The organism is Mycobacterium basiliense (assembly GCF_900292015.1).
Classification (GTDB): Bacteria; Actinomycetota; Actinomycetes; order Mycobacteriales; family Mycobacteriaceae; genus Mycobacterium; species Mycobacterium basiliense.
The window spans coordinates 4,116,698-4,136,505 of the sequence record NZ_LR130759.1 but is presented as its reverse complement, the minus strand read 5'-3'; the positions used below and the strand labels follow the sequence as shown (position 1 = coordinate 4,136,505).

Sequence of the window (19,808 nt, the reverse complement as noted above, 5' to 3'; positions counted from 1 at the left end):
CAACGCTTCGCGTTGCGCATCGTCGCTACAGGCGGGGTTTGATTGCCCCGCTCCTTCTCGCAACGCTTCGCGTTGCGCATCGTCGCTACAGGCGGGGTTTGATTGCCCCGCTCCTTCTCGCAACGCTTCGCGTTGCGCATCGTCGCTACAGGCGGGTGGCACAATCCTGAAGCATGCGGATGTCTGCCAAAGCGGAGTACGCGGTGCGGGCGATGGTCCAACTCGCGACCGTTGCCAGCGGCACGGTGGTCAAGACCGAAGACTTGGCGCAGGCACAGGGGATACCCCCGCAGTTTCTCGTGGACATCCTGACCAACCTGCGCACTGACCGGCTCGTGCGTAGCCATCGCGGTCGCGAGGGTGGTTACGAACTGGCACGTCCCGGAACTGAGATAAGCATTGCCGACGTGCTGCGTTGCATCGATGGACCGCTGGCCAGCGTGCGCGATATCGGGCTGGGCGACCTGCCCTACTCCGGGCCCACCGCGGCACTGACCGACATCTGGCGGGCGTTGCGGGCTAGCATGCGGTCGGTGCTGGAAGAAACAAGCCTGGCCGACGTCGCGACCGGCGCGCTACCGGCACACGTGGTGAAACTCGCCGATGACTATCGAGCGCAGGAGAGCAAGCGGCACGGCTCAGCGCGCTCCGGCGACTAGCTGCCAGAGCCGTATGGCCGGGTCAGGATCTCCAGCGAGTGTCCCGCGGGATCAGGGAAATAAACGCCGCGTCCACCGTCGCGGTGGTTGATCTCACCGGGCCGGTTGGCGCCTGGATCAGCCCAGTGCGGCAAGCCTCGTGACCGGATCTTGCCGTAGATCGCATCGAATTCCAGGTCGGAGACCAGGAATGCGTAGTGCTGGGGCGCGATCTCCTGATTGTCGGGCACATCGGCGTAGTCCAGAGTGGCGCCGTGCTCGAGCGTGACGACCATGAAGCGGCCAAACGACGTCGGATCCGGCAGGTCAAATAACTCGCAGAGGAACGCCGCGGACTCTCGCTTGTCGTGTGCTGCGACGATGGTGTGGTTGAAGCTGATCGTCATCTCGAAACCTCCCGCGACCGCCGCGGCGGTTGCACTCGCCGTGGCTACTGCCATTGTGCGCGCACCTGGCGCCCGAGCCCGAGTCCTATTTTGGCGCCGAGAGCTCCAAAGCGATGTTGTCGGGATCGCGGAATTCCAGAATGTATACCGGCCCAATATCTTTGACCTGTTCGTGTGCGATGCCGAGCTCGTCGAGATGTACCACTGCGGCGTCCAGCTCGGCCTTACTTCCCACCCGAAACGCCAGATGATCCAGGCCAGTGCGATTCTCGTCGAAGCGGTCGTTGCCGACCGGCCGCAGCCCCAGCAACGTGCCGCCCAGGTCGTAGATCACACCGCCAAACAGGAAGCTCAACTGCTTCCGCATCGCCTCGTCGGCATTCTCGGGAAGCTCGATCAGCACCGGCCAGTTGAATACGCTCTCGTAGAACTGTCGGGACCGTTCGATGTCGGTCACAGTGAGCCGGACGTGCGCAACGGAAGTCGTGGTTAAGCCCATCGGGCCCATGCTGCCAGAATCGCGTTCGTGCATATAGCTATGACCTTGCCCGTGATGGAGCCCGACCTCGATGCAACCGTATTGAAGAACTGGGCACGGGCCATCGACGACGGGCCATTTTCTTCGCTGTGCTGGGGGGAGCGGATCGCGTTCGACAATCCCGACAGTCCGACGCTGCTCGGGGCGGTAGCCGCGTGGACCGATCGCGTGCGGCTGGTCACCACCGTTGTTGTGCCTCAGTTGCACGCGCCGGTCATGCTGGCCAAAGCGCTAGCGACCGGCGACCTGCTCAGCGGCGGGCGGTTGACCGTGGGGCTTGGGGTGGGCGGCCGGCTCGAGGACTACCACGCTGTGGGTGCCGACCCCAACACGCAAACAATGCGCGGCATGGCCGAACGGGTCGCGCTGATGAAAAGGGTGTGGGCCGGTGAACAGATCGCCGAATTGGTGCGTCCGGTGGGACCGGCACCAATCCAGGCCGGCGGTCCGCCGTTGCTGGTTGGCACCATTGGGCCCAAGACCGTTCGCAGCGCTGCAACCTGGGCCGACGGGCTAGCGGGCACCACGTTGGACTTGGACGTCGCCAAGCAGAATGAGTTGTTTGACGTGGCCCGAGCCGCGTGGGCGCAAGCCGGCAAACCCAAGCCCCATCTGGCGACGTCGTTCTGGTTCGCATTCGGGCCGTCGGAACAGGCTCGCGCACAGGTTCATCGCCATTTGCGGCGATACATGACCTGGATTCCGCGGGAGTATGTCGATGCGATGGCGCCCACGACGGGCTGGGCTGGCGGCGAAGACGAGCTGCTGGCGGTGTTGCGGGGGTTTGCCGAGATCGGCACCGACGAGGTGCAACTCATCCCGACCTCGTCGGACCTCGAGCAACTTCGTCGCGCGGCCGACGTGGTCGCGAGGTTCCATAGCGCTGATTGACCGGCAGCGCCGGCGACATTCGGCTCTGGTGCGACAGGACGCACCCGATGGACGACGGTTCGCCCGGTCGCCTCGCATCGCACGGGTCGATCAGGACGCTGCCGGGGTCAACCCGTCGCCGCTTCGGGATAGCGCTCGCCGTCACCATCTTCGCCGACGGTGGTTTGTTGGGGGGGTTGCCCCTTGCGTAACGTCGCCAACAGCTCGCGATAGGCACCCACGAGGTAGACCGTGTCGCCCGCCCGCAACCGGGCATCTCGGCGCGGATGCAGCTGCGTTTGTTCGTCTCGCCTGGTGATCGCGATGACGCGTGTTTCGGTGGACAGTTCGTGCATCGGCAGCCCGTCGAGCTCACTGCCGGTCCCCACATGCATCCCACCGACCATGAAGGAGCTCTGCCCAACCGAAAACGTTCCCAAGACTCGCAGGCCCATTGCGGCGCCGATGAACCAGGGCGCCGCCAGTTCGACGGTCGAGCGCACTGCCTCGAATCCGAACCGTTGAGCCACCGCGCTGCCCAGCGTGCGGTCGTACACCCGCAGGACCAGGGGAAGATTGCGCCGGTTGCCGTCGAGGCCGCCCAACATTTCGCGCAGCACGATGCCGGCCTCAATGTTGACCATGTCGTCCTGGGTTAGCACCGCTACCGCGCGGGCGTGCTCAACGCGAGCCGACTCCAGTGTCTGACGCAGGGTCGCATCACCGAAAATGACCGGCACGTCGAGCTCGGCGGCCGTCGACAAGAAGCGGCTGTTCTCGTCGCGCTCGATAACGGCAACGTCGTAGCCGGCAGCGGTTAAATCGCCGACCACCCGGATGCCAAACGAGCCGAGCCCGACGACGATGACGTGATTTCGCAGTCGGCGTACGCGCCGGCGTCCGGCGGAACGCGTGAAGCGGCGCGACAACAGCAGGTCGGCGATGAACGCGACCAGGATCGCGGTGGTCGTCACGCCGGCAAACATCAATGTGATGCTGAAGATGCGTAGCCACGTGGGTTGATGAAAGAAGCTGAAGTCGCCGTAACCCACGGTCGCAATGGTCTCCGTGCTGAAGTACAACGCATCCAGCCACGTCATCCCCGGCGGGTGTCGGTAGGAAAAGCGCAATACCGCCGTCGACCCGGCCAGCAGGATCAGCATCGCGGCCAAAGCGCGAAAGAACATCGGGTTGACGTCGTTGCGCAGCGTGCGTATCGCATCGGTGAGGTGTCGAACCCTCAGCAAGCGAAAACGCGTGGCCGTCGGGCGCGGGACCTTGACACCGCGCGCGGCCAGCTCCTCCGCTGTGCCGATCACCGCGGTCTGGTCGCCGGCGTTAACCCGCAGATCGCGTCCGGGACAGGTGACCACCTCGCCGGGTGTGGGGGAGTTTTTGCCGCGGATCACCGCCACCGGCGCCAAGTCGCCGTAGAGGTCGCGCAGGGTCGCATCGTGCGCTGCCTCGGCGCGCCAGACGATGAAGTCGATGCCGGCCGCTTCGAACGGATGCGCGTTGCGCGCTAAACATGCCTCGACGACGGACGGCGCCGTCAGTTCGGCGACGTCAAGGATTGCGCCGGGGCCGTTGTCGGCTGCCATCGCTTCGCGCAGGACATCGTTGGCCAGCCGGGCAACCACCCGTACGTTCGGGTTGGCTTTCCTTGCCAACAAAGCGATTTCGAGATTTCGCGCGTCGTCGTCCCCAGCACAGATTACGGCGGCGGCGTGTGCGAGATCGGCATCGTTGAAATCGTCGGTAACCAGCTGGACGATGCCGATGCCGGCGCAGTTCAGCTCCTCGACGATCGTGGTCGCCAACGCGTCGTCGCCACTGACGATGACGTGGCGGCGCGCACCTACCTGTCTTGCCATGGCGTCGTACCGTCCGGCATCTGTCCCGCCTCTGCTGACGTTCACTCGCTGATACGACTATCAAGCACCGTGCCCATTTCTGCCAGCCGAGCACCCCGACCTCCGACGTTTTGGTGCATGAGATGTTCGCGAATCGATCAGGAGGTCGGGCCGTGCACTGTCGACGGCGCTTTCGCGTGCGCCAGACTGGCGGCGTGCCTTTTATCGAATCCCTTGCCTCGCGTGAGATCTATCGGAATCCGTGGATGGTGCTGCGCGAAGATGACATCCGCCGCCCGGACGGCAGCGCGGGCATCTATGCCGTCGTCGACAAGCCGGCATACGCGCTGGTTGTGCCCTACGACGGGCACCGGTTCAAGTTGGTCGAGCAGTTCAGATATCCCGTCGGCGCGCGGCGCTGGGAGTTTCCGCAGGGCACCGCCCCTGACCTGGCTCATGTCGAACCCGCCGAGCTGGCCGCGCGCGAACTACGCGAGGAGACCGGCCTGCGTGCGACATCGTTCGAGGCGCTCGGCCGGATTGACACCGCACCGGGATTGACCAGTCAACGCGGCTGGGTGTTTCTGGCCACCGGCATCTCCGAAGGGGAGGCGGACCGCGAGCACGAGGAGCAAGACATGCGCAGTGCGTGGTTCTCGCGTGCCGACGTTGAAGAAATGATGGACTCGGGTGTGATCGTGGATTCACAGTCCATTGCCGCCTACGGTCTGTTCCTGCTGCGCGGGCGATAACCTGGACGATCCGCGATCTTTGTCTACGGCACCTCGGAACCGTTCGGCACCAACATGTTTCAGCGAGGCGTGGCCGTTGTGGTGAACCTCGCGTCACGACTGGTCAACGCGTGATTGTGTCCATGCCGAGATCCCATTGCGTCATCTCACCGGCACCATGGACATCACCATGTGTCGACGAGGGAGATTTGCGGCCCACCTAGCGGGGTTGCTTGGCGCCGTCGCAATCGGGGCGCTTGGCATCCCGGCCGGTGCTGCGCACTCGGAGATGCCGGCGTGGATTGGCAAGTACTCGCTGGTGCGCTACGCCGACGAAAAGGTGGGCACCAGCATGGCCGCCAGCCAAACCGAACCCACGTTCAGCGCCGACTACGTCTTCACGACTTCGTGTTCGGCGGCCCAGTGCGTTGCCACCGCCACCAATGGGCCCACTCCTAGGAACCCGACGTTGCCGCAGCCCTCCCACTACGCCTGGGACGGAAGTAAGTGGGTGGAGCAGTTCGACTTTCAGTGGGATTGCTACATGGGCGAAGGGGCCGCGAAAGTGTGGGCGCCGGCGAGGTCGTGGGCCTACTACCAGCCCCGGTCCGACGGGTCGTTGCAGGGCACCTGGCACACCGACATCTACGGCGGGCCCTGCGCCGGAACCGTCGAAATGCCGGTTGCGGCATTTCCCGCAGAACAACGGTGACGACCGCGGCGAAAAACCTCACCTGGGGTTGCGGCCAGCTGCTTGCGCGCCCAAACGACAGCCGTCTCGTTCTCGGGTCCATGTTCGGGCGGCCAGCGGCTGACCGATACCCTCATCCGCATGACCGTCGGCGCATCAGTCAAGCAGTCGCTCGAACAGTGGGACCGGAAACTGTGGGACGTGGCGATGCTGCACGCCTGCAACGCCATTGATGAGACCAGCAGGAAGCGCTATCCGACGGCCGGCGTCGGCACTCGATTCCGGAGCGCGATACGCGACTCGATCGACATTTACGGTGTGATGGCCAGCCCCGGCGTTGACCTGGAAAAAACTCGCTTCCCGGTGGCCATCCGATCCGACTTGCTTCCGGACAAGCGTCCCGACATCGCAGACGTGCTATACGGGATCCACCGTTGGTTGCACGGTCATCGTGACGAATCAGCCGTGGAGTTCGAGGTGAGCCCTTACGTGAACGGTAGTTCGGTACTCCGCGTCGCCAATGACGGCAAAATCCAGTTGCCGAAATTCTCGATTTTGGGTCTGCTGGCGGCGGCCGTGTTCTCGCCTGAGAACAAGGGCGAAGTCATTCCCCCCGATTACCAGCTGAGTTGGTTTGACCATGTCTTCTTCATTAGTGCCTGGTGGGGCTGGCAAGATCATTTCCGCGAAATCGTCAACGTCGACCGGTCCTCGCTGGTGCCTCTCGACTTCGGTGACGCGTGGAGCAGGTGGACGCCGGTCTCGTGAAACCCGGCGATGCCGGGGGCATCCCAGGTTCGCTAGGTGAGCTCGCCAGATTCTGCGATTGTTGCGGCCGCTGCCTTCGCCGCAGCCACCTGCCCGAACGCGGACGACGGCGGCGCCAAGGTCCCCGGTCGTTCCAGCACCTGGGTAGCCTGGGCCGCGGCGTTGACCACCAGGGCCCGGTCTGATTCGTCCGCGAACTCGCGCTGTGCCGCTCGGACTACCAAAGCGATCTGGGTCCGCACCGCCGCCCGCCGCGATGGGTTTGCACAATTTTGGGCCACAGCGCTCAACAGCTGGAGCAGCGCCGCCAGTACCAGCGGTTCACGCACTCCGTAGCGGCGGATTTGGGAACATCCGACGTGCAGGTATGCGGCGAAGCCTGGATTGGGAACCCAGACGAGAAACTCTCCAGCGCCGTTCCGGCGAACGGTGTCTGGCAATGCCCGCGAGGCCAGCACCGATTCGACGGCCGAAAGATGATGTACGACTTGGATCGCCGTGTACGGGTCGTTGACCGCGGGGGACAGCGCCCGCAGCGCCACGTCGACCAGCTGCCGCAATCCGAACCGGACGTCCTGCTGCAAGGTGCGCTCGAACCCGATGTGCACATGACGCAAGCAGCGTTGCGGAAAGTCGGACACCGGCGCGCGTGGCGTCGTACCCCTGCGCCAGCACCATCCTAGTTGGCACCCGGCGGTGACGTAGTCGCCGACAAAGGTGACCAGCTGCACTGTGTGTCCGGTGGCCGCAGCACATTCGGCGAGGTCGGCGATGTCGACGGTCTGTACGTAGCCGGATTGCGGGGCCAACAACGGCGTCGCCGCCGCCGGTGGGTCAGGACGCGTTTCCTGTGGCCGGTCCCGGGCATCCGGCTTCGGATACAACTCGTCGATCAGGCACAGCGTCCGCTGCGCGACGTTCTCCATGATCGTGTCGATCTGGATCGAGTGCATGAGGTGGTGCAGAAAGTAGATCAGCGCGCCGATGCTCAGGAACGCCAACGCCAGCGAGCCGGTGACCGCGATCTTGGGAACGAACGCGCTGCCGTCGGCGTGCTGCCCCACGGTATGTAGCCCGCCGGTGCTGTAGGCGAAGGTGCAGGCGAAGATGGCCAGCACCACCTGGTTGGGCATGTCTCGCAGGAAGGTGCGCAGTAGCCGCACCGAGAACTGGCTCGACGCGATCTGCAGGGACAGGACCGTCAACGAGAAGACGATGCCGGTGGTGGTAATCATGGTGGCGGAGACCACGATCAGCACCCCGCGCGCATCGCCCGCGGTGCCCTGGAACATCAGCGTGTCGACCAACGAGCCGGATTTGACAGGGATCATCGACAAGACGGCCCCGGACCCGAGGCCTAACGCAACACCGATTGACGGCAGCGCCCAGACCGTGCCCTGCAGGTAATCCAATATGGCCTTACGGCGGCTGATCAGGCTGTTTGCGCTCACAGACCAAGCATGCACCTGTCGCGGACGTCAAGCGGAAGGTTTGCCATGATGACCACTTGTCCGACCGCGAAGCGCGTTCTACGGGGTTGACAGCAAGCCAAGACGAACAGCATTGTCGAAAGTCGATCCACGTCCGTGCGCCGGTGCGCATGACGTTTCCAATCGCTGGCGCACCTCCGAGGAGCATGAGGGGCATGCTGCCCACATTTTCCCTATTGACCGAGCTCGCGGGTGATCCCATCCAACTTGAGTTGTTCGGTCCCGACGGGTGTTTGCAGAGCTGGCTGGCCGCCGAGCGCGCGTTGGCGCTGGCCCAGTCGGAACTGGGCATCATCGATCCGGCCGACGCGACTGCCATCAGCGCCGCCGCGAGTCTGGACAACATCGATCGCGATGAGCTGTGGGCGTCGGCCAAGCACGCCGGCTATCCCATCCTCGGCCTGGTTCGCCAGATTTCCCGCTTGCTGCCCGCGGGACCGAACGGGCGGGTGCACTTCGGCGCCACCACTCAAGACATCATGGACACCGGGCTGGCGCTGCAATTGCAGCGCTCGCTGTACGAACTGGACAGCCGAGTCGCGCAGCTTGGGCAGGCACTGGCGCGGCAGTGCGAGGCGCACGCCCACACCGTGATGCCGGCTCGCACTCATGCTCAGCAGGCGGTGCCCACGACGCTGGGTGCCACTCTGGCTTCACTTCTCGCGCAGCTTGCCCGTCACCGCGAGCGGATGACCCAAGCGCTACCGCGCGTTGCATCGATCTCGATGTTCGGTGCTGGCGGTACGTCGGCGGCCTACGGTGCGCGATCGATCCAGTTGCGCGAGGGGATGGCGCGGTGGCTCGGATTGCGATCGACCAACGTGCCATGGCACGTCGCTCGCGACGGGCTGGCCGAGTACGGCTGGCTGTGTGTGGTCATCACGGCCACGTGCGCCAGGTTCGCCCGCAATGTCGTCGACCTATCGCGGACCGAGATCGGCGAGGTATCGGAGCCCTTCGTCAGTCATCGCGGGGCATCCTCGACGATGCCGCAAAAAGTCAATCCCATCTCGTCGGAAGCCATCATCGGCCTTTCTGCAACCGCGGGCGCCCTGGCGTCGTCGTTAGCCCGCATGCAAGAGGCAGGGCACGAACGTGCGGCCGGCGAGTGGCAGATCGAATGGCAGGTGATCCCCCAGCTCGGTGTGCTCGCGGGCAGCGCACTGGCAGAAGCGCAGGTCATCATCGACGGATTGCAGGTCGACGCCGACCGGATGGGTCGCAACCTCGACCTCGACGGCGGGCTGATCATGGCCGAAGCCCACATGATTCACCTCGCCCAGAAGTTGGGCCGGGAAGTCGCTCACGACCTGGTCTACGAAGCGGCGCAACGCGCTCGTTCCGAGCATCGAGTCCTGCGAGATACCCTGCCCGAAGTGCTGGCCGAGCATGGCCTGGCCGACGAATTGCCAGCGCCCATCAGGGTGGCCGACTACGTCGGCGAAGCACAACAGATCGTTGCCGAGGCCGTTCGCCTCTGGGGCGCTGCCCCGGCCGTCCCCGCGGTGCCGGCGATGTCGGAACTGGCCGGCGCGGGACCAGCGAGGGGAATACCGAGGGACGTGTAGCCGGCGCAAGTACCGGCCAAACCGGTGTGGCGGTGCTCAACGGTCGCTTCACCTGGAATTCCGCAGGGACTGGAATTCCGCAGGGGAAATGTGGGGACCGGCCGGGGTCCCCACATTGTGATCGTTGTCGCTAGCTTGAGGTCACGTATTCGGGGCAGTAGGCCGATGCGGCGTCAACTGCGAACGTCTTGGCGCCCTGGGCGCTCAGACCGGTCGACTTTGCAACCGCATTGATGACCTCCTTGGCCGAGTGGCCCTGGTCCAGTGCGGAGCAGACGGCGTGTGCGTCGCTGATCGCCCGGGATGCGCTTGGCGGCGTGATCCCATCCGCTTGGATCTGCGCGAGGAAGGCGTCATCGGTCGAGCTCGCGCCGGCGGTCGCGGCGAAGCCCAGTGCGGCCAGGCCGAGGGAGGCGGTGGTCAGTGCGGTGCCGGCCGTGGAGGCGGCGAAGCGGCGAGTGAACATTTGTGGATCTCCTTGTGCTGACGTGATTAGCGTTGGTTTGCTTGACCTCAGAATCAGCACCGGGCCTTTACGGATCCTCAATAACTTCTTGTCGAATTCGAGAACTTCTTGTCGAATTCGAGACCTCGAAGGGGCGCCGGCAACGCCGTATCCGCCGACCGAGGGGGATGTCGGCTGCGGCGGCGCGTTGCTCGTCAGATCCGCTTCCGCACGGTGCCTACTTGGGTAGTGCACTTTGGCTTACGAGAGGCATACCCTGTGTGTCAGTTGCGTGGCGGTGTTGCCGTCGGCATCCTTCGCGTCGCAATCTGGGCGATTGCCGATGTGCTTGCGGGGCAGCTGGTTTGGTGCGGTCTAATCCGGTGGTAGGCGCCGATCGGCGCCGCCATCCGGCCCGTTCGGCGAACGCGGATAGCGCTTCTTCTCCGACAGTAAACCCGGCGTTGTCGGCGGCCTCCACGCCGTACAAGACTCGGCGTTGTGCTGCGCTGATGTCCCTGGCGCCGCTGCGGGCTATTCCGGCGGCCGCAGCTGGTCGGCTTTGTCGCCGACCACGGATAGATCGGCCCCGTGCGGTCCCGCAACGCTTCACCGCCCGCACCATGCCAGGTGATGGAGTGCGACTGGTGCCGCATCGTCAAAAAGGCGTCCTCCCACCGCTCAGCCGTTTTGCGTCCAGTAGGCGGCGGCGGCGCGTGGGCGGCCCTCGAGCAGTGGTTGGCGACGTTGGGGCCGGGGCCTATTTGAACCTGTCACGCTGAGCCTGAACCGGATTTCACTCGCTCCACCGCTACGTTGCGCCGACATCCTTCCAGCCTGACTGCTCGTCAAGCGACCTCAGATGTCACAGATCCGTGCAGCAGCCCAGCGTGGCGGCGATCAAGCTCTTCAATACGCCGCCTCGCTCGCGCGGATACCTCGGCGAAGTGACCGAGTCGAGGAAATTGAGCGTCGGCGTTCATCGAACGATCAAGGGTGTCAGCGTGTTTGGATGATTCTTCGGGCGATGTCGACAAGCTTTTCGTTCGAATCTTGCGACAGTTTTCGAAGTAAGTCGAATGCGGCGAACGCGTCAACGGTGAAGCGTTCCATGATGATTCCCTTGGCCTGACCGATGAGATCGCGACTACTCAACGCATCACCGAATTGAACTTGCGCAGCCGCGCCGAACAACGCAACAGAAGCGTGCTGGGCCAGTAGCTCGCCTATAAAGACGGAATCCTCAGAAAAGACTCCGGCCTCGCCGCCGTATAGATTCAGCGCGCCGAGGTTGCGTTGCGTTACGAAAAGTTGGAACGACAGCAGGCTTCGTGCGCCGAGTTCGACGGCCATCTGACAGAACGTCGGCCAGCGGGTTTCAGTCGCCATGTCGTCAATGAACACCGTGCGATGCTCGCGGAGCGCACTCAAGCATGGTCCTTCATTAACTTCCGACTGATAGGTGTCGAGCTTGGTTACAAGGGGGTCGCTGGGGACGCGCGGTTCTACCTGGTGACCCTCAATCAGCGATATTCCTGCCCACCGTGCCCCCGGCACCATTACAACGGCACTGTCCACGATCGATTGAAGCGTCGCCTCGGCGTCCACCTGGCTCTGCATCTCAATAGCCAGTTCACCCAACTTAGCTGCCAGGTCGGAGTGCGATTCCTCGGCCATGGTGACAACGATAAGCGGTTCGTCAGTGCAAGGCGCAGAGTAAAGGCTGAACAATTGCGCTCAGGAGCGACCACGCGGTAACGCTCGCTGCGGTCGGTGCAAGCTTGCGTGCTCGGCGTTCCCCATGTTGTTGATCCGTGCCGCGCGGATCACGGCTTCATCAAGCGTCAGAAGCTCGTCAGGTGTCGGGTCGGTCCCTCCGAACGCGCTCAGTGTGTCGGCCATCGGATCGTATACGCGTGGGCGCTCGGCTGACTGCACATCGTCGCCGTCTGGTGTGGTCGCCGTCTGGTGTGATTGTGCGACCGTCGTCGTAACGCGGCGCTACGGGCGGATCACAGGCCGTTTCGTCTTGTTCTGCGTCGATCACTTCGGAGTCCATCGGTTGCGTTGGGTCGTTGACAGGCAACGCTTTCGATGGTTCGTCTGCGATGCCTTGGGAACGACGCCACTCGGCGCGACTGCCACCGTCAAGGCGGGGCATGCGAGTCAAAAGCTGTTCGTATGGCTTGGCCGTGACTTCAATATCGAAAGCGGTTCTCACCGCGACTCCGGCACGGTTTAAGGCGTCTTTGATCGCGTTGATTCGCACGTGTTCGGGCACGTTTGGAGTCCGTTGCCATCTTGGGCAGTTCGCGGGCATGCGGTCGGCGGATTCCTCAAGACGGCGGTGCGCGGCTCGCTTGTTCTGCGGTGCTCTCCCGCCATGGGTGCCGCATACGTGTTGACCGTCCATGGCGGCCTTTCCGCAGCGGTCGCCGTTCCTGCGATGTGCGGTGCAACGCTGAGCACCAGGACGGGCAACCGTGGCCCACCACTCGTCACACCATTTCGCGGGAGCCTTCGTGGCTGGCGTGGCCGGTGCCGGCGGAGGTCGCGAGGGCTGCGCGAGGCCGGACCGGCGCGAAAGGCCGACCGATGACGCGGGTGTGGCGCGCGGACCTGCCTGGGGCGCCGTAGGCCGCCCCAGCTGCCGCACGTGGTGAGCCTCACCACGTCGTGGAAGTGGCGGAAAACGAGCAAAAACGAGGTGACCAGAGATGATCCAGTCCAGTTACACCGCCGCTGATGCGTTGTTGCATACGGCCGCATGTATTGAGCAGATGCGGAACGAGTTCGCGCGTGTGCGTGATGCTGCGCCGGATCGCAACGGCCAGGGATTTCGCTGATTACGCAGTGGCGTACGTCGACAAAGTGTTTTAACTGGCATCCAGCAGCATCAGGTCTTGCGCGGCGCGCATGGGGACCATTACTCCAAACGGGCTCCCGGTGTCGACGACTCAACCGCACAATAGGCTCCAACGCGGCTGATTCTGGTTCATGGTCATTGCCACTCGCCTAGCTCGTCAGCGGCATGCAGCGGGGAAGAGGTCGACGTTGTCGTGGGGTGTGCCGGTCATCGTGGGCTCCATTCCGGTTGGAGCCACGCCGCATTAGTTGCTCAAATCTTGTGCGGACATCCATATGTCCTGGTCAAAGGGTGCCCCCGGCAGGATTCGAATTAGCCGTCTGTCATGAAGCCGAGCAGTGCCGGTACCAGCCATAATGATGCTGTCACCTGCTGTGATGCGTACGTTACGCTGTGTACGGGAGTAGTCGCAATACGCCGCGAGATATCTGCTGTATGGCACACAGATAGCACGCGAAAGGGCAGTGGATGGCTGGCAAGAGCGGGCGCCGCGGTTGGGGATTCATCCGCCAGCTACCTTCCAAGCGGTTCCAAGCTTCCTACATCGGCCCTGATCTTGTCCGGCACAAGGCCTCGATGACGTTCTCGACGCGCATGGATGCAGAGGGCTGGCTGACCCGTGAGCGCCGCAAGATCGAACTGGACAACTGGGAGCCGCCGGCGCTCGCCGTCGCGGAGGCGAAGGCCAAGGCGATCACGTTGGGGGAGTACGCGGCGATCTGGATCGAGCAGCGCAACATCAAGCCGCGCACCCGCTCCGCCTACAACGACATTCTGCGCCTTCACATCAAGCCGCTACTGGGCAATATCCCCCTGAAGAACCTCACCGCAGAATCCGTACGTGCTTGGTACGCCAGCCTGGGAACCGAGCATCCGCGGCGCAACAGCCACGCCTACGGCCTGCTGCACGCTGTGTGCGTCACCGCGGTCAATGACGGACTGTTGCCCTCGAACCCGTGCACTCTGCGCGGCGTGATGAATCCGCCGGCCAAACGCAAGCCGATTATCCTCACCGTGCCGGAGATCGCCGCCCTGGCCGACGCCATCAAGCCTGATCGCCTCAAGGCGCTCGTCTTGATCAGCAGCTGGTGCGGTCTCCGGTGGGGCGAGGTCAGTGAGCTTCGGCGCAAAGACGTCAGCGAGGACTGCCAAATACTGCATGTTGACCGGGCAGTCACCCGGCGTGACCGTGTGTACCGCGTCGACACACCAAAGAGCGGCAAAGGCCGCGCGATCGTCATCCCGCCCCACATTCGGCCAGATATCGAAGCTCACCTCAATAGTCACGTCCCACCCGGCCGTGATGCGTTGTTGTTTGCTGCTTCGCGCGGTGGTCACATGAATGATCGTGTATTCAGCCGCGAGTACTTCGCTGACGCATTGAAAGCTATTGGTAGAGAGGGTGTTCGGATACACGACCTACGCCATTTCGCGGGTACCCAGACGGCGCGTGTCGGCAATCTCGTCGAGACCATGGGCCGGCTCGGCCACAGCACGGTGAAAGCGAGCCTGCTCTACCAGCAGATCGTTTCCGGCCGCGATGCTGCTGTCGCTGAGGCGCTTTCGAAGCTCGCTACTGACACGCCCGAAAACTAATTCTGGACAGCTGGCGTCTATCGCTGATATGTTCGAATCACTGCTGAGCATCTGGCCCGCCATGGGCGCTCAGTAGAGGAAGCCGACAGGGCAACCGACGAGCCCGCCAGGGGCATTGCCTAGCCCGACAGGGGCACCCGTCCGTTAGCCCGCTTCCTCACCCGAAGGTGCCTCACATGGCCAAGTCAACCGTCGGCGATCCTGACATCGCCGAAGCCGCCAAAGAACTCAACGTTTCAAAGCAATTCATCCGCCGCCGCATCGCCGACGACACACTCGACGCATACCGGATCAAAGGATCGCGCTTGATTCGTGTCCGCCGGGCCAGCCTCGAAGCAATGAAGGTGTCCGTGTGAACGGCCCTCCGCAACGAGAAAGCCGCCCCGCGGACAACAGGGCGGCTCCCGCAACAACACCAGATACTGACACGATACCCGCCGGCAAGCGGGTCTGCTGGCTGCCCTGCACGTGGGAATTCCGCCAAGACGTGGCCAGCCAGTGGCGGCGACGACGCGTCGCGGCGGCTCGCAGCGTGCCGCTTGACTGTGGTTGCCGGGATCCGTTGCCGTGCCGGTGCACACAACCACCGCTTAGCGAGCATGCCGTCGACAGCTGGATCGACACCATCTTGCACCTGCTCGTCGTTGCCGATGCGATTCCTTCGGTGCCCTTCGAGGTTCTTCGCGAGCTGTGGCGCCGCGGAGGCGCAGACCGTGCCCTTGCTGAGCACGTTCATCGACTCAGCGGCCAGGTGATCAAGTGAGCGACAAGCCGCAACAACGGAGATCCCAATCAGCTCAGCTGGTGGACCTCGCACTGGCCCAGTACACGTTAGGTATTTCCGATCAGGAAGAGCCGTTCGGAACCCTTGGGGTACAGCCCCATATCGCGCTGCCGCTGCGCGGCGGACGGACCGGACTGCGGGCCGAACTCGCCCGCAAATACTTCGAGCTGCACAACGCGGTTCCCTCGCAGCAGGCGCTATCCGATGCCTGCATGGTCCTCGAAGGCCGCGCTGCCCAACAGGTCCGCACCCAGCTGCACCTACGTGTTGCAGAGGGCCGCAACGGGGCGGTCTATCTAGATTTGGGCGACAATTCGGGCCGCATCATCGAGATCAGCGACGGCAGTTGGAAGATCGTTGGTACCGCACCGGTGATGTTTCGGCGTACGAAGCTGACCGGACGGATGCCGCTGCCGCACTCGGGCAGTGGCGATCTGGACTGTCTATGGCAGTTCGTTCCCATCGATGAATCCGACCGCCCGATCGTGCTGGCTTTCCTCATTGCGGCATGGATCACGCCCAATGTGCCGCACCCGATCTTGGCCCTGCTGGCTGAACAAGGCAGCGCCAAGTCCTCGGTAACTCGGACGTTGGTTGATCTCATCGACCCCTCGCCGGTGCCGTTGCGGAAGCCGCCGCGAGACCCTGACAGTTGGGTGACTGCAGCAGCTGCGAGTTGGGTTGTCGCGCTGGACAATTTGAGCGGGAGCCTGCCGCAGTGGCTATCGGATTCCCTATGCAGGGCATCTACGGGAGACGGAGACGTCCGGCGCGCCTTGTACACCGACAGCGACGTCGCGGTCCTGAAGTTCCTGCGCTGCTTGATCCTTAACGGTGTCGATCTGTCCATCGATCAGGGCGACCTCGGTGAACGCATCGCCGCAGTCGACCTAGGTCGGATCTCGGCAAAGCGCCGCCGCACCGAGGCGGACCTGTCCACTTCATGGGCGAAGGTTCGCCGGCAAGTCTTCACCGGATTGCTCGACCTGGCCGCCGAAGTTCACCAACGCTTGCCGCATGTCGTGCTCGACGACTTGCCGCGGATGGCCGACTTCGGGCGTGTGCTGCAGTCGATCGACGAAATCCACGACACGTGTGGGTTGCACCGCTATCGGGAACGGATGCGACGTGTTGCCGCCGACACGTTGGGTGATCCGTTCATCGCGGCACTCATCGAGCACAACCAGCCCGTCGAAGACCTCTCGTCGGCCGAGCTGCTCCGCCTCCTGGAATCGGCCGCCGATCCCGAGTGGCGGCGGCCGCGGGACTGGCCCAAGCGCGCGCGGACCGTCACCGGACTACTCACGCGACATGCCCCAGCATTGCGCTCCCAAGGATGGGCAGTAGACCACGACGGCGGCCGCAATAAACGCAACGTCACGCTTTGGCGTCTCACGCCTCCCGAGAAGGACCCCGAAGCTACCTCGCCACCCTCGCCTAACTCGTCTTCGCAGTTCAACGACCTGGGCGAGGCGAGTCAGGCGAGGCAAGGCGAGTTAGGCGAGGTAGAGGCGAGCCTCACCGAAACCATTCCCTCGCCTGATCTTTGCGGCTTGACCAGCAACAACGAGGCGGCGAGTCAGGCGAGGCAGGCAAACGGTCAATCTCTGGATCCCGTCACCTGCGCATGCGGCGCTGAACTCAACCCCACGAACACCGCCGGCACTTGCGCCGAATGCCGACTAGTTGCAACAAACTCCGACGAGACGGCGAAGTAGTGACGGCGCTCCGTGCGAACCTCGACGGTTTCCCGTCGAAGTCGGTTGTCAGCCGGTCACGACTCCGCGGCGCCATCACGGACCTGCTGGGGCAGGGCTGGGAGCCATGGCGCACCGTGGCCGAGCTGGTGGCCGAGGACACCGGCGCGACCGCCGAGTCCATCGACGCCACGCTGTGGCGAATGTGGCGCGCCGGTGCCATCGATGTTCGCGGCCGCGGCCGCCGCCGGAAGATCCGAGTCCGCGCCGTGGGTCCGGCCCGATGACCGCGCCGTGGGTCTCGTTGGTCGCCGCGATCTTGCAGGGCACGCCGCGCCTCCCGGGCGCGTTGTGTCGCCAGCGCGCCGAGCTGTTCGACGGCGACGACGCCGAAGCCACGTGCCGGGCGCAGCAGCTGTGCCGCCGCTGCCCGGAACGCGAGCCGTGTGGCGCCTGGGCCGCGACATTGCGGCACAACCAGGCCAACGGCGTTCTGGCCGGCCAGATCCGCCAGTGGGTCAGCCACCCAAGCGAAATCCGCATACGCCAACAACAACCAGAAAACGAACCGTTGGCATAGCGCCACGGTTACCACCACGAAAGGAAACCGAGTCACGATGCCCACCAACCCAACCGACAACATGACCATCGACGAGTTCGAATCCGCTGCCGCGACAGCCAAGGACATTCTGCAACGCAGAGTCGAGCAGATCGAAGCCGCACGAGCGACGCAACCTCAACGCCTAACCGAAGCCCGAGCGAAAGCCTCAGTCGAATGCACGGCAACCCTGGAAGAGGAACCCTGGACCGACGCCTGGACAGCATGCCCAGTAACCGATGGCGACGGCTCACTATCGGGCATGATGGCGCTACCCTCGATCGACGGTAAGGAGCTGTGGGGCTGCCGCCTGGCGTACGACATCCTTGACGCCGGCACCGACCGCGCCCGCGTCGAGCATGTGCTTGACCGGTACTTCACCGCTATCGGCGGCACGCCAGATCACATGTTCCTGGTGTTCTCCGCGGCGCTGTGCACTGTTGCGGAGAATATCGTGCCCGTGCTTCTCGACAGCATCGAAAACCAGGGCGGCAATTACGACGCCAGGGTGCATCTCGCCGAAGCCGCAGCGAACGCCTGGGCTGTGCGGATCGACGACGCACGCAAGCGATTCGATGCAGAACACGCGACGAACGACGATCCAGACGAGCACCAACCAGAGTCCGATGCCCAGTAATCGTTACCCGCGGGAAGATCGACGAATCGCGTAAGAAATGAAGCTGTCCGAAGACGAGGCCGAGCAGGCGCTGTACTGCGCGAACGAGTTGATCGATCGTCGTCGCGGCGCTGGTGTTCCCGTGCCCGCTTGGATGATTCGACTAGCCCGCCGACTGGACCTCACCAGCGCCGTGTCCCCAAGGGGACATGAAATTGACAGCGGCAGTGCAGCATTAGAACCGGAGCACCTGATTGGTTCCAAGGAGGCGGCGGCGATTCTGGGCCTGTCGACCAGACAGACCCGCCGCCTCCGCTCCGACCTGGACGGCGAAATGATAAGCGACCGACTGTATTTCAACCGAGACACAGTTGTCGAATATGCTGAGGAAAGACTGAATGGGCGACATCGCTGAAGCGTTCCGAGACCATCTACGAAGCCTGTCCGACACCGAATGGGACGCGCTTGTCGCCGAAGTCCGCACGCCCAAGCCGTGCGCCAGTCCAACGATGGCCAGTGAAGTCACGCAGTCCGAGCGCATCGGCACCGGCCGCAACGAGGGCTTGGCCGAGGCACGCCGCCGCGGCTACATCGACTAGCGACAGAGATCCTGATGTGCCCGCCCAGCATCGACGACGCCGAACTTTCGCGCGCACTCGCCGAATCAAACAGGCGGGCTCGGGATCGACTTGGCCGACCAGATCCATTTCCCAACAACCCCGGCCTGTCTGAAGCATGGCGCCGCGGCTACATCGACGAGAAAGGCGACCCCATCAAATGATCGAGCCCGCAACCACACTCGCGACACTCCAACGAGAAGCACTCCACCCCCTCGACCGCAAAGCCGCCGACAACCAACTACTTCGCGAACTCATCAACGAAGTCATCCCCGAATACGCCGGCGTCAAAGACGTCGAGCGGGCAGTATCGCAGCTGCGGGCCGCAGATCACGACGCCGCAACCCACACCGCACCCTGGCCAGCCACCGCCAGCGAAGTCACCGACACCTGGCTCACCGGCGAAGTCGAACGACGCCACACTCTCGAAGCACACCACGAACGGGCCAAGATCCTCGCAGAAGTCATCATCGACAGCAGACAGCAAGCCTCCATGCTGATCGAAGAGCACGCCGAACAACTGATGAGCGCACTCGACGCCAGACTCCAAGCACTCGTTGCCCACGCAGAGCCCGCGGTCCAAGCCCTAGGCGGCGCCACCACCGCCGCTCAAGCGATCAAAGCCAACGCCGCCGAACACTGGAAGACCGTCGCCGAACTGCGCCCCCAGTACGACGAGATCCGCAGCGTCCAACGCAATCTCTACCAATACGTACTGCAATTCGACATGCTCCCCTTCGGCGACGGCATCCCAAGCGCACACCCCGAAGCCCGCATCTACTACCACCGAAACCTCGACGACATCGCACCACAATGGCGCGGCTGGACCTCCAACGGCGTACAACACCTTCCCGAATACCCATGGCCCACAGACCCCGTCGAGCGCCTCGTCTGGTTCGTACGCAACAACTCCGGGATGTGGTGCCCCGGCCGCATTCAGATGCACAACGACGTTCCGCGACGCTACAGTCTCGCCGAGCGCACAGCCGAGCTAGCCGCAGGCTAAGCAATGAAGACCAGGCACTCAGCAAAGGC

General features: G+C 63.8%; 23 protein-coding genes and 1 pseudogene. 17 read left to right on the top strand and 7 right to left on the bottom strand.

Annotated elements, in window-relative coordinates:
• The first annotated feature begins 173 nt into the window (after positions 1 to 173).
• Positions 174 to 659, top strand: a complete 486-nt coding sequence (locus MB901379_RS17410) for an Rrf2 family transcriptional regulator (RefSeq protein WP_158017757.1) — start codon at positions 174 to 176, stop codon at positions 657 to 659.
• Here the strand turns inward: MB901379_RS17410 and MB901379_RS17405 are convergent.
• A complete protein-coding gene (locus tag MB901379_RS17405) occupies positions 656 to 1,045 on the bottom strand; it encodes a VOC family protein (RefSeq protein WP_158019270.1) in 390 nt (129 codons plus the stop codon). The genes MB901379_RS17410 and MB901379_RS17405 overlap by 4 nt on opposite strands.
• Positions 1,046 to 1,130: 85 nt before the next feature.
• Positions 1,131 to 1,544, bottom strand: a complete 414-nt coding sequence (locus MB901379_RS17400; protein WP_158017756.1) for a VOC family protein — start codon at positions 1,542 to 1,544, stop codon at positions 1,131 to 1,133.
• Positions 1,545 to 1,583: 39 nt separating this feature from the next.
• Here MB901379_RS17400 and MB901379_RS17395 point away from each other — a divergent pair, with 39 nt between their 5' ends.
• Positions 1,584 to 2,474 (top strand): LLM class flavin-dependent oxidoreductase, encoded by an 891-nt coding sequence (locus MB901379_RS17395; RefSeq protein ID WP_158017755.1) that lies wholly within the window; start codon positions 1,584 to 1,586, stop codon positions 2,472 to 2,474.
• A gap of 107 nt (positions 2,475 to 2,581) precedes the next feature.
• On the opposite strand, the gene MB901379_RS17390 is transcribed toward MB901379_RS17395, so the two are convergent.
• Positions 2,582 to 4,327 carry an NAD-binding protein gene (locus MB901379_RS17390; RefSeq protein WP_158017754.1) on the bottom strand — a complete coding sequence of 582 codons (1,746 nt, stop codon included), beginning with the start codon at positions 4,325 to 4,327 and terminating at the stop codon, positions 2,582 to 2,584.
• 245 nt (positions 4,328 to 4,572) lie between these two features.
• On the opposite strand from MB901379_RS17390, the gene MB901379_RS17385 reads away from it, so the two are divergent.
• The 3 genes from MB901379_RS17385 to MB901379_RS17375 all read left to right on the top strand — a co-directional run bounded on the left by MB901379_RS17385 (position 4,573) and on the right by MB901379_RS17375 (position 6,496).
• On the top strand, positions 4,573 to 5,058 hold the full coding sequence (locus MB901379_RS17385; protein WP_232022146.1) for an NUDIX domain-containing protein: 486 nt from the start codon (positions 4,573 to 4,575) through the stop codon (positions 5,056 to 5,058).
• Positions 5,059 to 5,227: 169 nt separating this feature from the next.
• Positions 5,228 to 5,749, top strand: coding sequence for an Rv2253 family sensor-like surface protein (locus tag MB901379_RS17380; RefSeq protein ID WP_456319938.1), 522 nt, complete (start codon positions 5,228 to 5,230; stop codon positions 5,747 to 5,749).
• Between the two features lie 120 nt (positions 5,750 to 5,869).
• The gene (locus tag MB901379_RS17375) at positions 5,870 to 6,496 is read left to right on the top strand and encodes a hypothetical protein (protein WP_408632299.1); all 627 of its coding nucleotides are present in this window, start codon (positions 5,870 to 5,872) and stop codon (positions 6,494 to 6,496) included.
• A gap of 32 nt (positions 6,497 to 6,528) precedes the next feature.
• On the opposite strand, the gene MB901379_RS17370 is transcribed toward MB901379_RS17375, so the two are convergent.
• Positions 6,529 to 7,962 (bottom strand): DUF2254 domain-containing protein, encoded by a 1,434-nt coding sequence (locus tag MB901379_RS17370; RefSeq protein ID WP_158017752.1) that lies wholly within the window; start codon positions 7,960 to 7,962, stop codon positions 6,529 to 6,531.
• A 179-nt stretch (positions 7,963 to 8,141) separates the two neighbouring features.
• On the opposite strand from MB901379_RS17370, the gene MB901379_RS17365 reads away from it, so the two are divergent.
• Entirely contained in the window at positions 8,142 to 9,554 is a 1,413-nt protein-coding gene (locus MB901379_RS17365) for a lyase family protein (RefSeq protein WP_232021892.1), read from the top strand.
• Positions 9,555 to 9,684: 130 nt separating this feature from the next.
• Here MB901379_RS17365 and MB901379_RS17360 read toward each other — a convergent pair whose 3' ends face one another.
• The 3 genes and pseudogenes from MB901379_RS17360 to MB901379_RS17350 all read right to left on the bottom strand — a co-directional run bounded on the left by MB901379_RS17360 (position 9,685) and on the right by MB901379_RS17350 (position 11,676).
• Positions 9,685 to 10,020: a DUF732 domain-containing protein gene (locus MB901379_RS17360; protein WP_158017751.1), complete on the bottom strand. Its 336-nt coding sequence runs from the start codon at positions 10,018 to 10,020 to the stop codon at positions 9,685 to 9,687.
• 418 nt (positions 10,021 to 10,438) lie between these two features.
• Positions 10,439 to 10,734 (bottom strand): annotated as a pseudogene (locus MB901379_RS24775) (hypothetical protein); the annotation flags it as partial.
• Between the two features lie 264 nt (positions 10,735 to 10,998).
• Positions 10,999 to 11,676: a GAF and ANTAR domain-containing protein gene (locus MB901379_RS17350; RefSeq protein WP_158017750.1), complete on the bottom strand. Its 678-nt coding sequence runs from the start codon at positions 11,674 to 11,676 to the stop codon at positions 10,999 to 11,001.
• Between the two features lie 1,040 nt (positions 11,677 to 12,716).
• Here MB901379_RS17350 and MB901379_RS25085 point away from each other — a divergent pair.
• The 11 genes from MB901379_RS25085 (at position 12,717) to MB901379_RS17300 (ending at position 19,779) form a co-directional block, all read left to right on the top strand.
• Positions 12,717 to 12,845: a hypothetical protein gene (locus MB901379_RS25085; RefSeq protein ID WP_269462766.1), complete on the top strand. Its 129-nt coding sequence runs from the start codon at positions 12,717 to 12,719 to the stop codon at positions 12,843 to 12,845.
• Positions 12,846 to 13,333: 488 nt separating this feature from the next.
• Entirely contained in the window at positions 13,334 to 14,461 is a 1,128-nt protein-coding gene (locus tag MB901379_RS17345) for a tyrosine-type recombinase/integrase (RefSeq protein WP_158017749.1), read from the top strand.
• Positions 14,462 to 14,637: 176 nt separating this feature from the next.
• The gene (locus MB901379_RS17340) at positions 14,638 to 14,817 is read left to right on the top strand and encodes a helix-turn-helix domain-containing protein (RefSeq protein ID WP_158017748.1); all 180 of its coding nucleotides are present in this window, start codon (positions 14,638 to 14,640) and stop codon (positions 14,815 to 14,817) included.
• Positions 14,814 to 15,224, top strand: a complete 411-nt coding sequence (locus tag MB901379_RS24770) for a hypothetical protein (RefSeq protein WP_232021891.1) — start codon at positions 14,814 to 14,816, stop codon at positions 15,222 to 15,224. Before MB901379_RS17340 ends, MB901379_RS24770 begins: the two co-directional genes overlap by 4 nt.
• Positions 15,221 to 16,963 (top strand): ATP-binding protein, encoded by a 1,743-nt coding sequence (locus tag MB901379_RS24255; protein WP_197717820.1) that lies wholly within the window; start codon positions 15,221 to 15,223, stop codon positions 16,961 to 16,963. The genes MB901379_RS24770 and MB901379_RS24255 overlap by 4 nt, the downstream gene beginning before the upstream one ends.
• Positions 16,963 to 17,229, top strand: a complete 267-nt coding sequence (locus tag MB901379_RS17325) for a hypothetical protein (RefSeq protein WP_158017747.1) — start codon at positions 16,963 to 16,965, stop codon at positions 17,227 to 17,229. The genes MB901379_RS24255 and MB901379_RS17325 overlap by 1 nt, the downstream gene beginning before the upstream one ends.
• Entirely contained in the window at positions 17,226 to 17,522 is a 297-nt protein-coding gene (locus MB901379_RS17320; protein WP_158017746.1) for a WhiB family transcriptional regulator, read from the top strand. The genes MB901379_RS17325 and MB901379_RS17320 overlap by 4 nt, the downstream gene beginning before the upstream one ends.
• A gap of 37 nt (positions 17,523 to 17,559) precedes the next feature.
• On the top strand, positions 17,560 to 18,177 hold the full coding sequence (locus MB901379_RS17315) for a hypothetical protein (protein ID WP_158017745.1): 618 nt from the start codon (positions 17,560 to 17,562) through the stop codon (positions 18,175 to 18,177).
• 37 nt (positions 18,178 to 18,214) lie between these two features.
• On the top strand, positions 18,215 to 18,571 hold the full coding sequence (locus MB901379_RS17310; RefSeq protein WP_158017744.1) for a hypothetical protein: 357 nt from the start codon (positions 18,215 to 18,217) through the stop codon (positions 18,569 to 18,571).
• Complete coding sequence (locus MB901379_RS17305; protein ID WP_158017743.1) at positions 18,555 to 18,755, top strand: hypothetical protein; 201 nt, start codon at positions 18,555 to 18,557, stop codon at positions 18,753 to 18,755. Before MB901379_RS17310 ends, MB901379_RS17305 begins: the two co-directional genes overlap by 17 nt.
• Positions 18,756 to 18,933: 178 nt before the next feature.
• Positions 18,934 to 19,779, top strand: coding sequence for a hypothetical protein (locus MB901379_RS17300; RefSeq protein WP_158017742.1), 846 nt, complete (start codon positions 18,934 to 18,936; stop codon positions 19,777 to 19,779).
• Positions 19,780 to 19,808 lie beyond the last annotated feature (29 nt).

Bases quoted from the DNA above. Each gene is read 5' to 3' on its own strand.
- MB901379_RS17315 (WP_158017745.1), top strand. From the start codon at position 17,560: ATGCCCACCAACCCAACCGACAACATGACCATCGACGAGTTCGAATCC.
- MB901379_RS17360 (WP_158017751.1), bottom strand. From the start codon at position 10,020: ATGTTCACTCGCCGCTTCGCCGCCTCCACGGCCGGCACCGCACTGACC.
- MB901379_RS17390 (WP_158017754.1), bottom strand. From the start codon at position 4,327: ATGGCAAGACAGGTAGGTGCGCGCCGCCACGTCATCGTCAGTGGCGAC.
- MB901379_RS17305 (WP_158017743.1), top strand. From the start codon at position 18,555: ATGGGCGACATCGCTGAAGCGTTCCGAGACCATCTACGAAGCCTGTCC.
- MB901379_RS17375 (WP_408632299.1), top strand. From the start codon at position 5,870: ATGACCGTCGGCGCATCAGTCAAGCAGTCGCTCGAACAGTGGGACCGG.
- MB901379_RS17400 (WP_158017756.1), bottom strand. From the start codon at position 1,544: ATGGGCTTAACCACGACTTCCGTTGCGCACGTCCGGCTCACTGTGACC.
- MB901379_RS17350 (WP_158017750.1), bottom strand. From the start codon at position 11,676: ATGGCCGAGGAATCGCACTCCGACCTGGCAGCTAAGTTGGGTGAACTG.
- MB901379_RS17405 (WP_158019270.1), bottom strand. From the start codon at position 1,045: ATGACGATCAGCTTCAACCACACCATCGTCGCAGCACACGACAAGCGA.
- MB901379_RS17300 (WP_158017742.1), top strand. From the start codon at position 18,934: ATGATCGAGCCCGCAACCACACTCGCGACACTCCAACGAGAAGCACTC.
- MB901379_RS17345 (WP_158017749.1), top strand. From the start codon at position 13,334: ATGGCTGGCAAGAGCGGGCGCCGCGGTTGGGGATTCATCCGCCAGCTA.
- MB901379_RS17410 (WP_158017757.1), top strand. From the start codon at position 174: ATGCGGATGTCTGCCAAAGCGGAGTACGCGGTGCGGGCGATGGTCCAA.
- MB901379_RS25085 (WP_269462766.1), top strand. From the start codon at position 12,717: ATGATCCAGTCCAGTTACACCGCCGCTGATGCGTTGTTGCATACGGCC.
- MB901379_RS17395 (WP_158017755.1), top strand. From the start codon at position 1,584: ATGACCTTGCCCGTGATGGAGCCCGACCTCGATGCAACCGTATTGAAG.
- MB901379_RS17310 (WP_158017744.1), top strand. From the start codon at position 18,215: ATGAAGCTGTCCGAAGACGAGGCCGAGCAGGCGCTGTACTGCGCGAAC.
- MB901379_RS17320 (WP_158017746.1), top strand. From the start codon at position 17,226: ATGACCGCGCCGTGGGTCTCGTTGGTCGCCGCGATCTTGCAGGGCACG.
- MB901379_RS17365 (WP_232021892.1), top strand. From the start codon at position 8,142: ATGCTGCCCACATTTTCCCTATTGACCGAGCTCGCGGGTGATCCCATC.
- MB901379_RS17385 (WP_232022146.1), top strand. From the start codon at position 4,573: ATGGTGCTGCGCGAAGATGACATCCGCCGCCCGGACGGCAGCGCGGGC.
- MB901379_RS17340 (WP_158017748.1), top strand. From the start codon at position 14,638: ATGGCCAAGTCAACCGTCGGCGATCCTGACATCGCCGAAGCCGCCAAA.
- MB901379_RS17380 (WP_456319938.1), top strand. From the start codon at position 5,228: ATGTGTCGACGAGGGAGATTTGCGGCCCACCTAGCGGGGTTGCTTGGC.